This window comes from Paludibaculum fermentans, from assembly GCF_015277775.1.
Lineage (GTDB): Bacteria > Acidobacteriota > Terriglobia > Bryobacterales > Bryobacteraceae > Paludibaculum > Paludibaculum fermentans.
In genome coordinates this window covers 7,021,138-7,039,318 of sequence record NZ_CP063849.1, presented here as the reverse complement: position 1 = coordinate 7,039,318, position 18,181 = coordinate 7,021,138, and the positions used below count along the sequence as shown (strand labels likewise).

Annotated in this window: 17 protein-coding genes and 1 tRNA gene; 5 read left to right on the top strand and 13 right to left on the bottom strand. The window is 60.3% G+C overall.

The window, feature by feature from the left end:
• Nucleotides 1-2: 2 nt before the first annotated feature.
• The 6 genes from IRI77_RS27810 to IRI77_RS27785 all read right to left on the bottom strand — a co-directional run bounded on the left by IRI77_RS27810 (nucleotide 3) and on the right by IRI77_RS27785 (nucleotide 7,020).
• A complete protein-coding gene (locus tag IRI77_RS27810; protein ID WP_194448244.1) occupies nucleotides 3-530 on the bottom strand; it encodes a hypothetical protein in 528 nt (175 codons plus the stop codon).
• 751 nt (nucleotides 531-1,281) lie between these two features.
• Nucleotides 1,282-1,815 carry a hypothetical protein gene (locus tag IRI77_RS27805; protein WP_194448243.1) on the bottom strand — a complete coding sequence of 178 codons (534 nt, stop codon included), beginning with the start codon at nucleotides 1,813-1,815 and terminating at the stop codon, nucleotides 1,282-1,284.
• A gap of 91 nt (nucleotides 1,816-1,906) precedes the next feature.
• Entirely contained in the window at nucleotides 1,907-4,936 is a 3,030-nt protein-coding gene (locus tag IRI77_RS27800; RefSeq protein ID WP_194448242.1) for a carboxypeptidase regulatory-like domain-containing protein, read from the bottom strand.
• A 61-nt stretch (nucleotides 4,937-4,997) separates the two neighbouring features.
• Nucleotides 4,998-5,822: a hypothetical protein gene (locus tag IRI77_RS27795; RefSeq protein ID WP_194448241.1), complete on the bottom strand. Its 825-nt coding sequence runs from the start codon at nucleotides 5,820-5,822 to the stop codon at nucleotides 4,998-5,000.
• Nucleotides 5,823-5,842: 20 nt separating this feature from the next.
• Complete coding sequence (locus IRI77_RS27790) at nucleotides 5,843-6,373, bottom strand: hypothetical protein (protein WP_194448240.1); 531 nt, start codon at nucleotides 6,371-6,373, stop codon at nucleotides 5,843-5,845.
• 104 nt (nucleotides 6,374-6,477) lie between these two features.
• Nucleotides 6,478-7,020 (bottom strand): hypothetical protein, encoded by a 543-nt coding sequence (locus tag IRI77_RS27785; RefSeq protein WP_194448239.1) that lies wholly within the window; start codon nucleotides 7,018-7,020, stop codon nucleotides 6,478-6,480.
• Between the two features lie 379 nt (nucleotides 7,021-7,399).
• On the opposite strand from IRI77_RS27785, the gene IRI77_RS27780 reads away from it, so the two are divergent.
• The gene (locus IRI77_RS27780; RefSeq protein ID WP_194448238.1) at nucleotides 7,400-7,819 is read left to right on the top strand and encodes a hypothetical protein; all 420 of its coding nucleotides are present in this window, start codon (nucleotides 7,400-7,402) and stop codon (nucleotides 7,817-7,819) included.
• A gap of 319 nt (nucleotides 7,820-8,138) precedes the next feature.
• Here IRI77_RS27780 and IRI77_RS27775 read toward each other — a convergent pair whose 3' ends face one another.
• Nucleotides 8,139-8,792: a response regulator gene (locus tag IRI77_RS27775; protein WP_194448237.1), complete on the bottom strand. Its 654-nt coding sequence runs from the start codon at nucleotides 8,790-8,792 to the stop codon at nucleotides 8,139-8,141.
• The gene (locus IRI77_RS27770; RefSeq protein WP_194448236.1) at nucleotides 8,764-10,254 is read right to left on the bottom strand and encodes a hybrid sensor histidine kinase/response regulator; all 1,491 of its coding nucleotides are present in this window, start codon (nucleotides 10,252-10,254) and stop codon (nucleotides 8,764-8,766) included. Before IRI77_RS27770 ends, IRI77_RS27775 begins: the two co-directional genes overlap by 29 nt.
• A 1,418-nt stretch (nucleotides 10,255-11,672) precedes the next feature.
• Between IRI77_RS27770 and IRI77_RS27765 the strand changes: the two genes are divergently transcribed.
• A complete protein-coding gene (locus IRI77_RS27765; protein ID WP_194448235.1) occupies nucleotides 11,673-11,897 on the top strand; it encodes a hypothetical protein in 225 nt (74 codons plus the stop codon).
• 123 nt (nucleotides 11,898-12,020) lie between these two features.
• Here IRI77_RS27765 and IRI77_RS27760 read toward each other — a convergent pair whose 3' ends face one another.
• Nucleotides 12,021-12,386, bottom strand: coding sequence for a hypothetical protein (locus IRI77_RS27760; RefSeq protein ID WP_194448234.1), 366 nt, complete (start codon nucleotides 12,384-12,386; stop codon nucleotides 12,021-12,023).
• 871 nt (nucleotides 12,387-13,257) lie between these two features.
• On the opposite strand from IRI77_RS27760, the gene IRI77_RS27755 reads away from it, so the two are divergent.
• A complete protein-coding gene (locus IRI77_RS27755; RefSeq protein WP_194448233.1) occupies nucleotides 13,258-13,770 on the top strand; it encodes a hypothetical protein in 513 nt (170 codons plus the stop codon).
• Nucleotides 13,771-13,787: 17 nt separating this feature from the next.
• Here the strand turns inward: IRI77_RS27755 and IRI77_RS27750 are convergent, their stop codons facing one another.
• The 3 genes from IRI77_RS27750 to IRI77_RS27740 all read right to left on the bottom strand — a co-directional run bounded on the left by IRI77_RS27750 (nucleotide 13,788) and on the right by IRI77_RS27740 (nucleotide 15,459).
• On the bottom strand, nucleotides 13,788-14,264 hold the full coding sequence (locus IRI77_RS27750) for a hypothetical protein (protein WP_194448232.1): 477 nt from the start codon (nucleotides 14,262-14,264) through the stop codon (nucleotides 13,788-13,790).
• 234 nt (nucleotides 14,265-14,498) lie between these two features.
• On the bottom strand, nucleotides 14,499-15,350 hold the full coding sequence (locus IRI77_RS27745) for a hypothetical protein (RefSeq protein WP_194448231.1): 852 nt from the start codon (nucleotides 15,348-15,350) through the stop codon (nucleotides 14,499-14,501).
• A gap of 35 nt (nucleotides 15,351-15,385) precedes the next feature.
• Nucleotides 15,386-15,459 (bottom strand) — tRNA-Gln (locus IRI77_RS27740).
• A gap of 129 nt (nucleotides 15,460-15,588) precedes the next feature.
• Between IRI77_RS27740 and IRI77_RS27735 the strand changes: the two genes are divergently transcribed.
• Together IRI77_RS27735 and IRI77_RS27730 are read left to right on the top strand one after the other, a co-directional pair.
• Entirely contained in the window at nucleotides 15,589-16,716 is a 1,128-nt protein-coding gene (locus tag IRI77_RS27735) for a Gfo/Idh/MocA family protein (protein ID WP_194448230.1), read from the top strand.
• A gap of 73 nt (nucleotides 16,717-16,789) precedes the next feature.
• Nucleotides 16,790-17,353, top strand: a complete 564-nt coding sequence (locus IRI77_RS27730) for an outer membrane beta-barrel protein (RefSeq protein ID WP_194448229.1) — start codon at nucleotides 16,790-16,792, stop codon at nucleotides 17,351-17,353.
• Nucleotides 17,354-17,386: 33 nt separating this feature from the next.
• Here IRI77_RS27730 and IRI77_RS27725 read toward each other — a convergent pair whose 3' ends face one another.
• On the bottom strand, nucleotides 17,387-18,163 hold the full coding sequence (locus tag IRI77_RS27725) for a thiazole synthase (protein ID WP_194448228.1): 777 nt from the start codon (nucleotides 18,161-18,163) through the stop codon (nucleotides 17,387-17,389).
• Nucleotides 18,164-18,181: the final 18 nt, after the last annotated feature.

The following is an 18,181-nucleotide window of genomic DNA, read 5'->3' as shown; positions in this document are numbered from 1 at the left end:
CTTCAGCCCTGCCGCAGTGCATGACGCTCGATGCTCTTGGCAAACAACGGCGTCTCCTGCTGGTTGTGCGCTTCAGAGATCGGCCTGCGTCCGGCCCGGAAGACCTCCAGCGGGATCCCCTGCTGCCCGAGAAACTCCGCCAACTCCGGCGTCACGCTGCTGTGCACCGTATTGGTGAACTCGCAGGTCTTGTCGTCGATTTTGCGGACCGCCAGGTCCCAGATCACCCCGACCTTCGTCCGCCCGGTCGGCGTAAACACATCAGAATTGGAAACGAGCCTGAGATGATCGGGTTGGCCGACCTCCTCCACATAGTGCTGCACCATCATGCTGCCCCCAAGAATCTCCACGTTGATCGACATCCGCCGGCCGTCCGGCGCTGTCGTCGCACCGGCGGAACAGTGAGCCGGCGAACACGCCTGGTACTCCGACTCGGGCAGGGTGAAACACCACGTCGGAATGTCGATCTTCTCGATCGGTGCGTGGATGGTCGCTGAGAAACTGGATTGGACCAGGATGTTATCTTCCACTGTCGCGCTCCACTCTGAAGTTTCGGACGTTGAACCTTGCGGGCGCGCACAGATCGCTGCCCGTTGTCAGTAAAAGCGAGATCCCGCTGGATCGCAGCCTTGGCCGTACATAACTGAAGTCCCGCCGGCCTCAAGCCTCACGTCGCGGAAAGGTCGGTGCATGAAGTCCCTCTGAAATTGCACAATCCAGGGCCCTGGCCTCGCCTTTTCTACGATCAATGCAAGCTCGCTCTCTTCTTACCTGGATTCTGATGCTTTTCCCCTTTCGGGGCCTCCCCCAATGGAGTCCGATCCACTCCCCCAATGCATTCGTCTTCGGCTACCACTTTTGAGGGAGGCGCGCCCACCTCTGGTCCGGCCGGTGTCAAGACGCTTTTCCCCCAAAGTGGCGAGCCTCCAGCGCCCATGCGCCCGGGCCGGGGGTATCGTCGGGAGAATCTGAATCAGCGCAGTCGCGCGCAAGGGGAAATCGAGTGCGGACACGGTCGCGCTCTCCTCGATCGCGGGGAGCATGCCCTTCGGCGGCCATCCACGCCCGCACACAGGTCACCTGGCTGGAGGAGTCATCGTGTAGAGCAGTTGGTTGCCGGCGAAACGCAATACTGGTGCGGAGGGCCGGCAGGACCGGTCATGGGCCTTCAGGACGTCTCGTTTCTTGTGCTGGACTCCCTGTGCGGCCGCGGTCAGGCGAAGGGGCATTCGCTCCAGGGCGAGCGCCCATGATGCGCCTCCATCGGCGTCGGGCGCTCCATCAGTTCGCTGTGGCTGTAAACGTGATCGTATCACTCAGCCCCCCGGCGGCCTTTGTGAATGGAAACTTCGCCATCAAAACGTGCTGGCGTTTGGTTGTGTAGGATTCAGTGGCAGAAATCAAAACCGGAGTTGTACTGAGGAGGTTGCCATCAATCAACCACATTGTGTCGTCGTTATCACCCACTTGGGCGGTCAGTGTGTACCCGGTGCTGGATGGAAGGTTGGCGCGCAAAACTTGCACTAGAAATGGCGTGCTTAGATAGAAACCATCACTCTGAATCCCTTTGGTGAACCTGTTGGCCAGCAGGCCGTTGGGAGTTCCATAGGCCGATACATCGCCAATCTCGACCAGTGCGCTGGCCCCGCCTTCGTTCAGTGCATACCCTGCTGGGTCCTGCCAGAAATACAAAGCGATGGAACCCTCAACCTCGCCGGTGATCGCAACCGACCCACCGCTGGACTGCTGCGCGTCGGCCGCCGCTCCAAGTCCCAACGCGAACACCGCGATGAGTACCAGGTTTCTTTTGGTCATGATTCTCTCCTGACTTCGATTCTCCGTATCCGCCACGGAGCTGCGCGTTTCTTCGCCGTACAAACTGAGCCGCAACTCGCGGCCCGCGTCTTCACTTCTTTTTCTTCTTCCTCGCGAGATCAGACCCTTCCGACATGAGCATCGCCTCGCGGCGGCGATCCTCCTCAGCACCTGGAAGGTCCCCCGCGGCCCTTCGCACAACCGCCCGGTTACGATATGCATTCGCATAGTTCGGGTTGAGCGCAATCGCCCGGTCTAGGTCAGCGGTGGCGCTGCTGAGGTCGTGCAGTAGGTACCAGGCAAAGCCGCGGGCATTGTAAGCAAGAGCAAACCCCGGCTCCATCCGAATCGCTTCGCCTAGTTCCGCAATCGCTTCCCGATATTGCCCGGATGCCAGTTTCTGGCGTCCCAGGCGATCATGCTGCTTCGCTGAGGCGCTTGGCGGCGGCTGGCTTGCTGCGGGTTGCGCGGCGCCCGTTTTGGGAGTCGCGGATATCGTCTCGCGCGGTGAGGGACTCGCTGGGATTGGGCCTTCGACGGGACCTTTCAAGGCTGGAGTTGGGGCAACTCGCCCCGGCGCGGCGTCAACGATCTGGAGATCGATGTTGGAGAGCGTCATCGGGGAGGCCGGCAGTTTCACTGTACTGCTAACCATTCGTGCCCCTGCCTCGACCGCCACCGTGTATGAGCCGGCGGCCAAGTCCCGGAACAAATACCGGCCCTCGGCATCCGTCGTGCTGGTCTTCTCAGACCCCTTCAGCGTCACCACTTTGCCTGCAACCGGAAGAGCCTTGGCAACTGCTGTATCAAAGGCAAACACCCGCCCGCCAATCGATCGGAGCGCGCGCACGGCGAACTCCGCCCGGCCTGGCGCAGCGAGCCCGACCTGAACTCGTTGGACCTCCAACTGCGCTGTGAGATAGCCGGCCGGAATCGAGTCCGCGTCGACTTCCACCTCATACACACCCTCGGAAAGCTGCCGCACAAAGAAGCCGCCATCGCCGTTCGTAGTTGCCATCCACTGCCCGCCCTGGCTCCGGACCGCCACGTTTACGCCCGTCACACCTTCGCCGGCATCATTCGAGACCCGGCCCATCAGGCCGGAAAGCGAGAATCCGATCCCGAAGTTGACCGTCCCGTTTTCAGCAACCTCGACATCCGACTGTGTCGAGAAAAATGTCGGCCGGTCGGTCCGGTAGGACACGGCCACACTGTGCTTGCCCACCGGCACTCGCAGGAACCGGAATGATCCGTCCGCAGCGGTTCGTGTGCGCCGCGAACCATCCAGCACCAACTGAACACCCGCTATGCCTTGCATCCCGGATTCGTAGGCGCCCTTCGAGCTGTCGTCGCGAAACACCGTGCCGGAGATCGAGCCGTGGTGCTCAGGAATTATGAACGAAGGAACGTTATTCAGCGGGTGTCGCCAGGCTACCGAGAACACCGGCCGGTAAATCGGAGTCAGTCCGGGCAACTTCATACCAGCCGCGGAATAGGAGACAGAAAGCTCCTCTGCGCCAATTCTCTGCGTGCACACAACCGAATGAATTGTGCTCCTCGTGCTGCCTAATAGATCTTGATTGTCGTTGTAGAGGAAGTTGTAACTCACCTGAGGCTTGCGGCCGCGGCCGTTCCAGGCCAGCGTCCCACCCACCTGGCTTCGCACGGGCGCGATATTGACGGTAGCGCCCTGAATGTAACCAGCGGCAAACAGGTAGGCGCTATCCCTGAGAAGGCTGTCGACCTGTTCGATGGTAGTCGCCTGTATGCCCAGCAATTCAATCGCCTGTCGCAAACCGTGCGCCTGATCCAGTAGAAAAGAGAGCGTGGGGGCGTGCGTCTGCCTTTCGGCGAATGCGGAGACTGAAATTGCGCCTGCGCCCCCGCGCACCGAGGCGCGGAACTGATGCCCCCCCGCATCCTGCTTGGAAACCTCGGAGAACTGGTATTGCCCCTGTGCCCCGAAATGACGGGAGCTGAAGCTGAGCCCGGCTGGCGCACTCACATTGCTCACCGGCGGTCGTGGAGGAATCGCGGTTTTGTACGTGGAGCCTGTCGCACCGCCAAAGACCGACCAATGGCCGCCTATCAGGTACTGCAATTTGGCGGAGGCCGTCATGGTAGTTTGCTGCAGGCCGGGCAACGCTAAGCGGTTGCTGTAAAGCGTCACTTCACTTGAGAGTTTACCCACGAGCTTACGCGTCCAGGAAAGGTCCGAATGGAACCCCTTGATGTTGTTGGCTCCCAGTGACGCAAAGGTCGAAGGCGCGTAGCGAAAACTGCCGCGGACGCTATCCCGGTCACCGCGATAGTCCAGCCGCGCGGAGGCCCCGACGCCACGGCTCAGCCCCACATCCGCGCTCACGCGCAGGGTCTCCCCGGAACTGTAATCGTACGTAGCCACCCCTACGCTGCCGGTGCGGCCCACCATATCTGTGGAAGGTACGCTGAAGTGGTTGAACGATGCGGTGAGGGACGAATGTTCTGTCAATGGCCTCCGGTAGCCCACCTCAACCACGCCCTCCGCGCGCGTAGGAAGGAATAATCCTTCAAAGGACGCTACCGACGTATAGCCCGCGTGCAGCAGCCATCCATCTTGTCGAATGTGTATTCCGCGCACGATGGAGCCGGCGATGCCCAGGGGTGATTCCTGCACGTATTGATCCAGGAGTGTGACATCGCGGCGCGCCGTCGAGATTTGGTAGGAGGCTGATGAGAGTGCTGTTCTGTCCTGGTCGCTCGAGAGCGACCCCAGTTGGCGGGTTCCCACCAAATGGAGGTGAGTCGTAGTGTCACCCTGGCGCCGTGAGAGGTCGAGCGTGCTCTGAAACTGGCTCGGCGATGACGCGTATCGCGACTCCGAATACCCATCCTCAATCCCTGAGTTGATGTTCAGTGGGTTCAGGGGATCTGTTCTAGGCTTCGCGGGCGCATTGATCACCAGGATTTCGAATGCCTGGGCGCCGGATGCCGTTACCACCATCACATGCGTGGCTCCGGCAATCCTTCCCGATACGATGACCAGGCCGTTCTCCGTGGTGGCTTCGGCGTATGTCGAATCCAGGGAGTATGCCGCAGTCACGCCGGCCACGCTGATGGTGATGGTCTTGTGCGCCTCCACCCTGTATGTTTGCGCTTCAAGCCCAACACACCCTATGGCTAGCCACAGAAGGGACACCCATCTACTCGGAAACTGTGAATTCCCCCGCATTGGTCAGGACTTTCCCTTCGTACTCAAAGGACGATAGCGTTCGGTAGCGCCCCGGCTTCAGCACCGCGGGGCATAACGTGGCGAACTGGCCGCTCTCCCCCGGCAATAGACGATGTGGCTCGAAGGTGGCCTTCGCTATGCGCTTCCCTTGCTCATCCAGAATCGCGATGACGCCCTTGGGCACCACGGGTTCGACGCCGCTATTGACCAGGGCCATCGAGAACCCCAGGTTGGCGCTGCTGGTTTGCGGCGAAACGGCCAAAGCGCTCGCCGACACCTTGGAATCATTGGAAATATTGAAGGTGATCAGCGCACCTAACGATGCGCCGAAGCCGACAGAACCCTTGTCTGGAGCAGCAATCTGCCCCTTAAAAAACACCACTACCGCACGTTGGGCGGTCTCGGGAGGAACCGTGACCGTCACGCTCGCCGACACCGTCTGCCCGGCCGGCACCACCACTGAGGAAGGCGCGGCAATTGCGGTGAACGCGATCCCCAGGGGAATCTGACCCGCCGGGACAAATGTGCGCTTTCCGTCTCGGACAACCACGTCCTGCGTCTCAATGGCAAAGCGCATCTCGATTGGTAACTGATTGGCAAGGGTGAAGGTTTGGGTCACACTCTGGCCTGGCCTCACCCGCAACATGGAGACGGCGGGTGATAGCGCGAGTGTGGCCCGCTGCGGCGCAACCTCTGGCTTGTCACCCCCAACCGGCTGGGAGTAGAGCACCCCGGCAACGGCAATCTGCAGCAGGCATTGGAAAAAGGCACTGAATCGGAACGGCCTCGTGGTCATCTGGACACCTCGGTGTAGCTCTATCTGGCAATCGCGGAAAACGAAACAGTACTCCCGAACGGCCCCGCGGGCCTCGTCCTTGGTACCTCAATCACCACTCGGTGTTCACTCACTGAACCGCATCGCTGAACGGTCGCCGACGTCGCAGTGGACAAAGGAGTGCCGTCCACGGTCACCGTGTAGGAAGCATCCTGGGAGTTCAATGTCATCTCAATTTCCACCAGCGCCGACTGCGGGTCGCTGCAGTCCACTTTCAGCGCGAATTGCGTTGTCATAACAATGGAGCCGCCGCTGCTTTGCTGGGATACACCTGGCGCGGCGCGCCCCGCATAGTAGGAGGTGCGGCCGAACGACAATGCAGGGTTCGCCGTGCCGAGCCCCTGCATCGATGCTCCGGATGCCGCGGCCAATATCGTCACCGTCGGCCTTCCACGGTTGATGGCGGCCGCAATCGCCTGGGCCAGCGTGCTGGGCCGCTGCTCGGCCGCAACTGCATACGGAAGCAACACAAGCAGCGCTAGTGTCGCCGGGATCCGCAAAAGGGAGTGCATGGATTAGTTCAGCCTTGGCCTGGACTGGAAGAGCAAACCGGTAGCGCACAAGGCCCGATCCCAAGTAGGACGATCGGGCCTGCGGGTACAGTCCCTGCGTCGCATTACTGTGCAGTGGCCACAAAGTTGATCGTGTTGCTGACACTGCCGGAGTTCATGCTGGTCGGAAATTTCACGGACAAAGTCAGCGGAGTCCTCGCGGCGTACGAACCCTCGCTGACGACCACCACGGGGCTGGTGCTGTTCAGGGAAGCTCCGCCGAGGCTCCACTCGCTGCTGTCGGAACTGGTGAGCTGCGCCGACAGGGTATAGCCGCTCGAAGTGATATTGGCCTTGTCAACCTGAACATCCATTGGGCCGCTGAGCGTGAAGCCGTCAACCTGGTTGGTCTTCACAAAATTGCTGCCGGCAACAATCCCGGTGGCCGTGCCGTACATGGACACAGTCGAGAGGTTCGCGCCCGCGGCGGCCGTGCCGTCGCCGGAGGTCAGGGTAAACCCACCAGAGGTGTTCTGATGGAACGAAAGGATGATGGACCCATCAACCTGTCCGGTCAGCGCCAGGGAGCCGGTGTTCGCGGTCTGGGCGCCCGCAGTGGCCGTGAGCATCATCACGATCGTGGCCGCCATTGCTAAAGTCTTTTTCATTGTTGTTTTCCTAATTTCGATTTAGGTGCAATCAATTGCGCCTATGTTTCTATTGTTGGAGGATTGTGTATTTCTTACAATCAGTGATAACCACGATCTTCTAGAGGGACAATATGCATCTGGCCCGAAGGGCTGCCTTCTACAAAGAGTGGGGTCCACCCCTTGGAACTCTAGGTCGTTCAGCTTAGCCTGTCACGCGATGGCAGCTCGGCTAGGCCAACTCTTTAAAGCGCTCGGGCGGATGAGTGGAGGAAGAACTTGGTGGCGATCATGCTTATCCATGCCGGCTTTCCACATCCCAGGGCATGGCATGATCCTGATAGGCTGGGAGAGCTGATGGCAGTGTGTTGAGGCACACTGCGTGGTAACGGAGGGCACTGTGGCGGCAATTAGGACGGCAACGAGCAACGAGGACATTGCAACCTTCGTCCTCAGGTCTCTGGCAGCCTTGCTGATTGCCGGATGCTGTTCACCAGCATGCCCTCAACAGGCCTCCGGCCGGCTCGCCATTTCCGGCAATCTCCAGGCGTCCTATTACGCCGAGGCGGCCTCGGAACAATCCCTAACCATTGGACAAGGGACGGCCGAAGGGGGCAGCCTCAGGCTCTCCGTGAAACCCGGACCAATTGCCATCCGTGTTCTGAAAGCAAATAGCGGAAGTAAGCAGTACATTGTCGTCGTCAATGCTGGCGAACACACCATCAGAATGCCCGGTCTCCCCTACGAGGCCACCATCCCCATCCGTATTCCGGAGTCGATTTCTGGCCTGCCTCTGGTTCTGTTGGTGATTCCCGACTGAGATTTCTAGAGGGGTTGAACCTAGCCAGTTTTCCGTGCTGCTTCGCTCATTCCGTTCCGTCTTCTTCTCTGCTGCCAGTTTCATCCAAACACGCATTGCACACAATCAGTGGAAACCCGGATCCCTCCGGATGCGATCCTGTACCCGGTCGCCAGATTGCCCTGGCCTTTGAAGGGATGCCGGCTCGCGGCCGCTGCGGCTTTGTCCATGGCGTATCCGGGGAGACTGGGACGAGTAGGCGAGGCCAATTCGCACAGCAGACCCGCCCTGAACCCTCCTGCGGCCTGGTGTTACGCCGGATAGGAAGCCCGGCGCTCAGTCAGCACTCAACAATGCCGTTTCGAATCGCGTAGCGGACCAGGTCGCTCACAGAGTGGAGATCCAGCTTGGCCATGGCTCGCGCCCGGTGGGTTTCAACGGTCTTTACGCTGATACTCAGTGTTGTCGCCACTTCTTTGTTGGCTTTGCCTTCTGCGATCAATTGAATGATCTCTCGCTCACGAGGGCTTACCATGCGGCTGGGACTGGCCTTCTCTCCTCCGTTGCCTTTCAGGTACCCGCGTAGCAGTACATCCCCTAGCTTGGAGGTGAAGAACGTCTTGTTGTTTCGTAGTGCATCCAGGGCGCCCAGCAAGTCTGTGCCCGCGTCGCTCTTGAGAATGTAACCTCGCGCTCCGGACTCGAGCACGTCATGCAGGATTTGTTCGGATTCATGCATCGAGAGGATCAATACTTGCCGTCGTGGGCCTTCCTTCAGGATCTGCCGCGTCGCATCCAATCCGTTCATGTCCGGCATGGAGATGTCCATCACAATGATGTCGGGGTCAAGCCGTTCCGCTGCGGCCACCGCCTCGCGTCCGGTCGAGGCTTCCCCGCAGATCTCCCACTCCGGTCGCTCGTCCCGAATGGCGGCTACGACTCCCCTTCTCACAAGCTGGTGATCATCAACCACTAATATGCGCAAGTTGCTCATTTTGTACAGCCAAAGGAAACTTTACGGTCACTCTCGTGCCCTTCCCGGCTGAGGTGATTTCGAGCCGCCCGCCGAGTTGTTCCGCTCGTTCGCGCATCCCCAGGATGCCGACGCCCAGCCCCACAAATCCGCTGTCCGGGGCAGTCAGGCTCGAGGGCAGGCCGCAGCCACGATCTTGCAGGACCAGGCAGACCTCTGTCAGATCTCGCTCAAGCTGGATAGTCGCCACCGGACTGCCCGAATGCCTGTGGACATTGGCCAATCCCTCCTGCACAATGCGGAGAAGAGCCGATTCCAGATCGCTGTGAAGCCGCCCGAAATCAGACGGCAGGATCAGTTCAATATCGATTCCGGTTCTCTGGTTGAACCCCTCCGCATACGCCTGCAGGGCACTCACCAGCCCAATCTCGTCCAAAAGCGGCGGATGCAGCAGATAAGTTAGCGTCCGGATCTCTCTGGAACTGGAGGCGGCCAACTCGATGGATTCCGCGAGCAACGCCTGTTTCTTCAGTGGTTCGCCCCCGGACTTCTGCAACCGGATTAGGTTCATGCTCAGGGCGGCGAGAATCTGGGCCGTGCTGTCGTGCAGCTCTCGAGCGATTCGCCTCCTTTCATGATCCTGGGAACGCAGCAGGTCGGTGGATAGCCGCTGAAGTTGTTGGTTGGCCAGGCTGAGCCCACTTTCCGCATGCTTCCGCTCGGTCACATCCAATGCCAGGGACAGGATCGAACGCAGGTTGCCCTGGGCGTCCATGAGTGAAGAGTTATACCATTCGCAATGAATCACCGATCCGTCCTTGCGGCAGTTGCGGTTGGCCGAGAAGCACTTCTGATTTCCGCCCGAGTACAGCCTCGCGAAAACCTCCGCCACAGACGCCTCGTCTTCGGCGTAGACCAACGGGAAAGCGCCCCGCTGTTTCCCCAGTACCTCCTCTGGCGTCCAACCGAACATCCGCTCGGCCTCGCCGGCCCAGCGAATGATGTCCAGATTGGCCCCCCATTCGATGACCGCCATCGGGGAATTTTCAACGTGATGCGTGAGCCGTTCCGCTAACTCATGCAACGTCCGTTGAGACCGCTTCCGCTCGATAGCATAGCGAAGAGACCGCGTGAGCAGGTCCGTACTGTAGTGGCCCTTCACCAGATAGTCTTGCGCGCCGTCAGCCACTGCGGCCACGGCCATTTCGCCGTTGTCCTCGCTGCTCAGCACCACCACAGGGATCTCTGGGGCAGCGGCTTGCACCTTTCGAAATGTTTCGAGCCCCTCGCTGTCGGCGAGGCAAAGATCCAGTAGAAGAGCGTCCACTCCCCCTGCCGCCAGCTGGCTCAGGCCGGTGGCGAGCCCGTCTGCTCGCCGCAACTCGAACTTGGGGTTCGATGTCCCAGTGAGAGATCCCCGCACAAAGAGCGCATCGAGAGCGTTGTCCTCAATGAGAAGCACATGGATGACCCCGCCCTTCATTTCTTCTTGTGTACCTGCGCATCAATCGGCTGTGTTGCGGAATTTACTTAGGAACTGCGCCCGGGAATATTTTTCCCTTTAACTGGTGTCTCAAAAGAGCCCTCGCCACACGAAGCTAAAGTGTAATCGCTTGCTTTATCCCCGCGCACTTTACCAACATTTGCCTCAAATCAAGGTTTTCAGGTTCGCTACGTTGCCCCGATTGCCCGATCATCAGTCGCAACTGCCAGGTCCGCCAAGTATGCCAGGCAAGGCCCTTGAAGCGGCTCTCTGGTTGCCAGGTTCGCTCAGCGGTCGCTTTGGCGCGAGTCAGCGTTTAGAGCGCCACGCAGAATCTGGCACCATCTCACTCTCGCAAACACTGTCCGTTCACCGCTTGCGCTATCATCGCACTCCACACCGGCTGTCTCGCTTGCCCCGTTGAGCGGGACCGGCGCAGTTCCAATTTAGGACGGCATCGATGCCGCTCGACGCCAAATGGCAGATCGGCGATCCTCCGAACTCCCTCCTGCCGCTCTGAATTGCGTCTGCTCCTGCATTAAAATTCGTTGTTCACACAAGCCATAGAAAGATCTTCGCTCCGACAATCAGCACCTGGCAGAAAAATAGATGCTGAATAACTGACACCCACTCCCTGCATGGCTTTTAAGTAGATTTGGAATCAATATCCACGACCCGCTCTCTGTCGCCACAGCCCCACCACCTCCCGCAGGCAGCTCTCTTCAGCCACCAGAGCCGTTTGCAAAACTCCGCGTTGAAACCAAAGGCACTGGAGGGAATGGAGTTAGGGGAAAGGAAATGGCCTCTCGCCAAGTTCTTCTGCAATTGGTCCAAGTCACACAACAGAAACAGCTCCCGGCTCTGGAAAAGTCGCATGGGCCGCCCAGCCAAAGACAGGCGGCTGGGCCTTGCCTCCATCGCCAAAGCCATGCTCAATCGCCCACACCAGCGGGATCGCATCAATCGAGTTCGAGTGGCTCAGGCACTCCTCGAACTTAGTGGCTGGGTTTGATCGGCCACACTACGCGCGACTCGACGGCCATACCGCCTCGTGCGCGGTTTCCCAAAACGCCTGCTCAGAATCAGCTAAACGCCAGGCGGTAAGAGGGAAGCACTCAGCCCTGACCCGCCGCAATCAATCCGAATCCGCGTTCCGATTGGGCCTCCTCACCCATAGACCGGCAGCTTGGATCAACTCGGATCTTCTCCTCGGGACTAGTTCTCGCCACCCTACCCGAAACGGTCGTTCGAACCCGCGGCAGCACCCCACCCGCTGGACTTCTCCCCCATTTCCGCCCCTCCGCCAGAAGCAGTTCAAGAGTTCGAAGTTTATCGTCGCCTTCGAATCAATAGGTTACGGAAAAGAGGCCCAAAATCTCTAGGTCCGGCGTGTATAACTTTGCGACAGGAGAACAACGATGCAGATTTTCAATAAGAATGCGGACGACATGGTACGATTGCGCCGTTTCCTCACAACCGCCGGCGCCGGCAACGCCAACCTCATCACGTGTGTCGAGGACCAGTCCCTGTCCTCGAGGCTGCGGGACGACGCCCACCACCACTTCACCCCCGCCACGCGCCTCAAACAGTTCAGGACCGGCTCCATCGCCGCCCTCCCGGCGTTGAGGAGCAAACCCCGCTGAGGCCCGGCGCGGGAAACCACACCCATGACCAAACCACCCATCTCCGAGCGCCGCCTCGCCGCTAACCGCGCCAACGCCCAAAAATCGACCGGTCCCCGCACCCCCGAAGGCAAGCTCCGGGTCTCAGGGAACGCCACCCTTCACAACCTCTACTCCGGCCCGCACCGCCTGCCGGAAGACATCGAAGCGCGCCTCTACCATCAGGCGCTGGAGCAGACTGCGGACATCGCCGACCCAAAGTTCCGCTCGCTCCTGGTCCACCGCTGGATCCTCCGGGGCCACGAGCGCCGCCTCTTCCAACTCGAAGGCAAGCTCTGGGCCGAAGCCCTCCGAATCAACAACCAGGCCATCCCTCAAGCGGCGCTCTGGATCCGCGAGAATCAGGGCGAAGTCGTGCAGGCCCTGGGCCGCTACCACGCCTGGATCTGTGTCCGCATCCGGGCCATCCAGAAATCCGCTTTCCCCTATCTGACGGGAGACAAGGCCCATCAAGCCGCCATCCCCGCCCGGGTCCAGGCCCTCTTCGCCTCGGCCGCAGGTTCCACCAGACCCATAGCGTTAACCGTGCAAGCTGGTACAACCCGCACGACCCCAGTGAGTGCGCAAGACCAGGAGCCGGCGTCAGGCAATCGCCAGTTCATTCCGCCGTCCCCGGGCCTCCAACTTCTCGAAAGGGGGAAAGGAGCCTGCCGCCCCGTCCGCCCGGTCCCAGCCCCGCAACCCGTAAAGGCCATCCGTCCACCCACGGTGCCCGGCCTAAGCCTCCGCTTTCTCAACAAGTCCCGCAAGCCCGCCCCGGTAAACGAACCCAACGGAGCAAACAGAGCCACGAGTGTCAACGAGCGGTTAGCCAACCGAGAATCCCCAACCAACCATCCCGCATCGCCGCCCGTTCCCCCACCCACCAAACTCCGCAATCTCCAACACCCCGCGAACACAAACGGCCCCGCGTTCCGTTCCGCGCTCGGAGCCTCAACTAAAAGGAGCGGGGAAGCCACGACAAGGCTCCAAACGGCAATCACACGAAGCCCAATCACCAGCCGCGACTCTTCACCGGCAACGCGGACTCAGCACCTCAAAGCACCGAACGCACCTCAACAATCCACTCCCCGCGAGGGATCAAAGCCAACACCGGCGCCTGGGTCCGACGCGCTAGCCGGGCAGTTCCGGCCACGGAACACAGGCCCTCCGGCGCCCAATCCCAACCGCCCCGGACTCACTTCTCCCCCAATTTGCGCATTATGAATTCTTCATTACCCATCGAAATGGCTTTTTTTTGTCTTTGCTTTCAGCCGTTTGGCAGCAATGGGCCCTGTAGCGCGCAAATCGTGGTGGATGATCTCGCGCAGGAGGCGTTTATATGGCTGCACTGCCATTGCCAAAATACGGGTTGGACAAGTTGTACTTGTTCCCCTACTACCAGACGCGGGCTCAGTACACCCAGGCTACGGGTGAGGAGCCGCCGCCGTTCGACGAACAGCGGCCGCCGCAATATTGGTGCGATCCCGAGGCGCTCAAATCGACGAAGCGCTCAGTGATCTACGAGAACATCCTGGCCGTGAACGAGAAAGGGGTGCCGTTGCAGGATGAGAACGGCCGCCCCTACTTCGAACCGGTCGTGATGTTGAAGCTGGAAGCGGGGACCGTTAACATTCCCATGCAGATGGCTGCCAACGAACCGGGCACGGAGAAGCCTGCGGCCCAGATTCCCCTCCGGGAACTGGATCCCGACGAGGAGCTCTTCTTCGATTTCGGCGGCATCGTGCTCGTCCGGAACAAGACGCTCATCGAAAGCAACGCTCCAGTGGGCTTCACGCCCCAGGACCGGGAACTGCTCAAAGCAGTCGCCCGTAAGCTGAACGTGCCTGTCTAAACCGGCGCCGCCGGCGCTCAGGCGTTCAACATCTCCTGCACGGAATTTGCAGTGACATAAGGACTTCTGAGCGTCGCGGCGGCGTCGAAATCCATCTTCTGCCCATTCGGGGTCTGCACCGTAATGCTGCGGTTGATCCAGTTCCCACCGGGAAACCAGACCAACTCCTCCCAGTAGGACACCTTCACTGTCGCTGGATCGATGCCGGCTTGCGTCAGTGCGCAAGCCAGGGCCGACTTCGTGTCCGCGGCCAGTGCCGGCGGATTCGCCGGAGTCACAATCGTCATGGGCCAGGGTGCCGCCGGACTCGGGTCCAACTCAGTTTGAACCGCGGATGCCGTAGCCGCCATGGTCTTGGGCTGCTCGGCAGCCGGCGCGGGGGGACTCGAATCAGCCGTCTTGGCCGGACTCGCCGCTGTACCGGACTCCGGTACACCCGGTGCCGGAACGGAACACTCGTCGGGCGAACTGACCGTCTCTGCCTGCCTGGTCACACTCGATGCGTGCCGGGATTCACCGCCAGAACGGCTGGCCGCTTGCCGGGACACCGCCAGTTCTTCTCTGAAATCAGTACTTTGCGCCCCGTACGTGCTGGAACGGCCGCCAGGACTGGAAGCGGCTGCTTCCAGAAAGCGCGTCAATGTGTGGCTGGAATTGTCTACTCGCATGGCACAACCACACAAGTAGATGCACTTCCCCGGCCACTCCTCTGCTCTCTCCGCGGAAGCCTACTTCTGGATGAACGGCAGCTGCTTTTTGACGTCTTCGGGGATGTCGAAAACCACCCGCAGGGCGATCACCGCACCCAGCGGCTCCACCAGCAGGTTAATGTTATAGAACGACTTCGGCGACTTGTCCGGCGGAGCGTAGGTGAGCTTCAGCGTCCCGTGCTCGCCGCTCTCCAGAACCTTCTTGGACAGCTCCCACTTCAAACCGCCCATCTGCGCGGCCTGCACGTCCAAACGGACCTGCCCCGGCATGCCGTTGTAGATCTCCACCGTGTCCGTGGAGTCCTCATACCCCTTCAACAGGAATTCGCGTTTGGATAACTTGAACGCATTGATCAGATTGCTCGGATCCGGCCGCACCGGAGCCTCGGCCGCCGAGTCACCCTTTTCCGGGCCCTTCTGCTGCATCGCGCCCCAGGGACTGGCCACCACCGCCTTGTTCGGCGGCAGCACGTGATAGCACCAGGAATCGCCTTCCTGCTTCCACGAGGTCGCCATGGGGAACGCCGCCGGGATTGTCCCCACGCGTGTGCGCATTTCCGATCCCAGGGTCACCACCACCGTGGCCGACTTGAAGTCCTTCTCGAAGTTGATCTTGAGGATGTCCGCGCTCTGCCAACGGCGCTTGTCGCTGTCATAGAAGGTGTCTTTGCTGTCCGCGCAGACGAACACCTCGGCCTGCCTGAACTTGCCCTCCAGGTGCAGCGCGTAGAACTGCTTCACACGGTCCCGCAGCGACTCCTCAACACCCGCCGGTGCCCGGTTGAAGGCGGCGCCGGCGTCCTGCCCATGAACGGCCGTGATCCCGAACGGAATGAGGGCCAGTGATAGTACTAGGCGATGGGCAATCATGAAGGGGATTCTCAGACGGGAAGGAGGAATTAGATTGGCTGGGAGGCAGGGACTCGAACCCCGATACGCAGATCCAGAGACTGCAGTCTTACCATTAGACGACCTCCCAGTGAGGCGAAATCTCAATATACCATGACCCTCAGGGTCGGGCGCAATCAGATTTGAATTCGGATAAAGTAGTCCCAGAGGTTTGTGCATGAGTTCCGACCGAAGATCCTTTCTACGCGGGGCCGCTGCCATGGCTGCACCCCTGATCACGAGCCGTTTGAGCGCCAACGACCGCCCCACGTACGGGCTGATTGCCTCCGGTGGGCGCGGCCGGTATTTGAGTACTAATTTCAATAAGTTGGGTGCGCAGTGCGTGGCCGTCTGCGACGTCTACGAACCCAATATCCAACAGGCGCTGCAGCTCAACCCGGGCGCAAGGTCCTACTTCCATCACGAAGAGCTGCTGGCCCAGAAGGGCATCGACTTTGTCGTGTGTGCGGGTCCCGATCACTGGCATTGCCAACATCTCTTAGACGGTTTGAAAGCCGGAAAAGACGTCTACACCGAGAAGCCTCTTTCGAAGTCCCTCAAAGAGAGCGCCCTCATGGTCGACGCCGTGAAGAAGAGCGGCAAGGTCGTACAGGTCGGCATGCAGCGCCGCAGCGCACCCATGATCATGAAAGCAAAGAAGTTGGTCGACGACGGCATGCTCGGCCGCATCACCATGGTCAAGGCGCAGTGGCATTGGAACGTCGCCAAGCCGCTCAACAATTCGCCCCTCACCGGCAAGGTTGACTGGGACCGCTTCCTGGGCAACGCCCCCAAACGCGACATCGAGCCCATGCGCCTGCGCTACTGGCGCCTCTTCCGCGACTACGCTGGCGGCAATATGACCGACCAGGGCACCCACCTCATGGATGTGGTGCAGTGGTTCACCAACGCCCCGCCGCCCAAGTCCGCCTTGGCGATGGGCTATGTCGCCAAGAACGAAGGCGCCGAGCATCCGGAGATCTTCTCCACCATCTTCGACCACGGCAAGTTCATGACCACATGGACTTTAAATTACTGCAACGACTTCGAGGACAGCTGGTCGATCCTCTTCATGGGCGACCAGGCCACCATGCGCCTCAACGACGCCGGCTTCGTCGTCTGGAAGGAACAGTGGAAGGACAACCGCGAGCCCATCATCCAGGAACAGGCCCCTGTACCCATCGAAACCCACATCCAGAACTTCCTGGATTGCATCGTCAGCCGTAAACAACCGAACTGCCCCGTCGAGATCGCGCAACGCGCCGTCGCCGGGCCGCATCTCGGGAATATAGCTATGTCGGAAGGCCGGCTCGCGAAGTTGGCCGATGACATGGTGACCGTCTCCTGATACCGGGATCCTGTCCGCGTGTAGCAGTTCAGGGAATCACAGGGTCTTAGGCACAGACTGGCTGCGGAAACTCATGCTAAAACTCTGTACATTTCTCCTTTTCATCGCGGGGGCGCCGCTCTCCGCTCAACTCCTCAATTGGGGTGTGAAGGGCGGCGTGCCCTTGAATGATGCGGTGAAGGCCGCTGGCACCTTCAACCCCGAATTCCATCGCTGGACCCTCGGGCCCATGGTGGAACTCAACCTGCCCGCCGGCTTCGGAATCGAGGCCGATATGCTCTACCGCAAAATCGGCTATACGGACACCAGCCTCACCAATGGCGGCGTCTTCGACTCCAGCGCCTGGTCATTCCCGCTGCTGGTGAAGTACAAGTTCCCCGGCAAACTGGCACGGGTCTATGTCGATGCGGGTTATTCCTTCCGCGCGCTCACCGATGTCCTGCGGCTGGACAAGAACAGCTCCCAGGGCTTCGTCATGGGCGGCGGGATCCGTTACGATCTACGGCTGATCAAGATCAGCCCGGAACTCCGCTATACCCGCTGGAATAATGATGTCTTCAACGTCAGCGCCGCCTCTGGCAACACCTTGAACTCGAAGCGAAACCAGATCGAGTTCCTCGTCGGCGTGACTTTCTAGTCCAACTGGGGCGCCGCGGCGCCCCAATCCCACCTAGCGGATAACGCCCGTGAGCGGCGAACTGGCCGAAGCGTACAGCTTCCGCTCCATGCGTCCGGCGAGGAACGCCAACCGGCCCGCTTCCACCCCGCGATTCATGGCCAGCGCCATCTTCTCCGCATCCTGCGCCGCGGCCACCGCCGTGTTCATCAGGATTCCGTCGAAACCCATCTCCAGCGCGACACACGCATCCGAAGCCGTACCCACGCCCGCATCCACAATCAGCGGCACTTCCGTGATCTGTTCCCGCATAATCCGCAGCGCGGCGTGATTCTGGATACCCAAGCCGCTACCGATCGGCGCGGCCAACGGCATGACAGCCGCGGCGCCTGCATCGATCAGCCGCCGGGCCGTGATCAGATCATCATTCGTATACGGCAGCACGACGAACCCTTCCTTGGCCAGGATCCGCGTCGCCTCCACCAGCCCGAACACGTCCGGATACAGCGTCTTCTCATCGCCGATCACTTCCAGCTTCACCCAGTTGGAGAGGCCCACTTCACGGCCCAGGCGAGCCGTCCGCACTGCGTCATCCACCGTGTAACAGGCGGCTGTATTCGGCAGAATGAAGTACTTCGAGCGGTCGATGTAGTCCAGCATCGACTCCTTGCTCTTGTCCGTCAGATTCACCCGGCGGACCGCAACCGTGACGACCTCTGCGCCGGAGGCTTCGTGGCACCGGACCATCTCCTGGAAACTCCGGTACTTACCCGTGCCGATCATCAGGCGGGAACGGAACGTGCGCCCCGCGATGGAAAACTGGTCGCTCATGGTTCTATTGTATGCGCG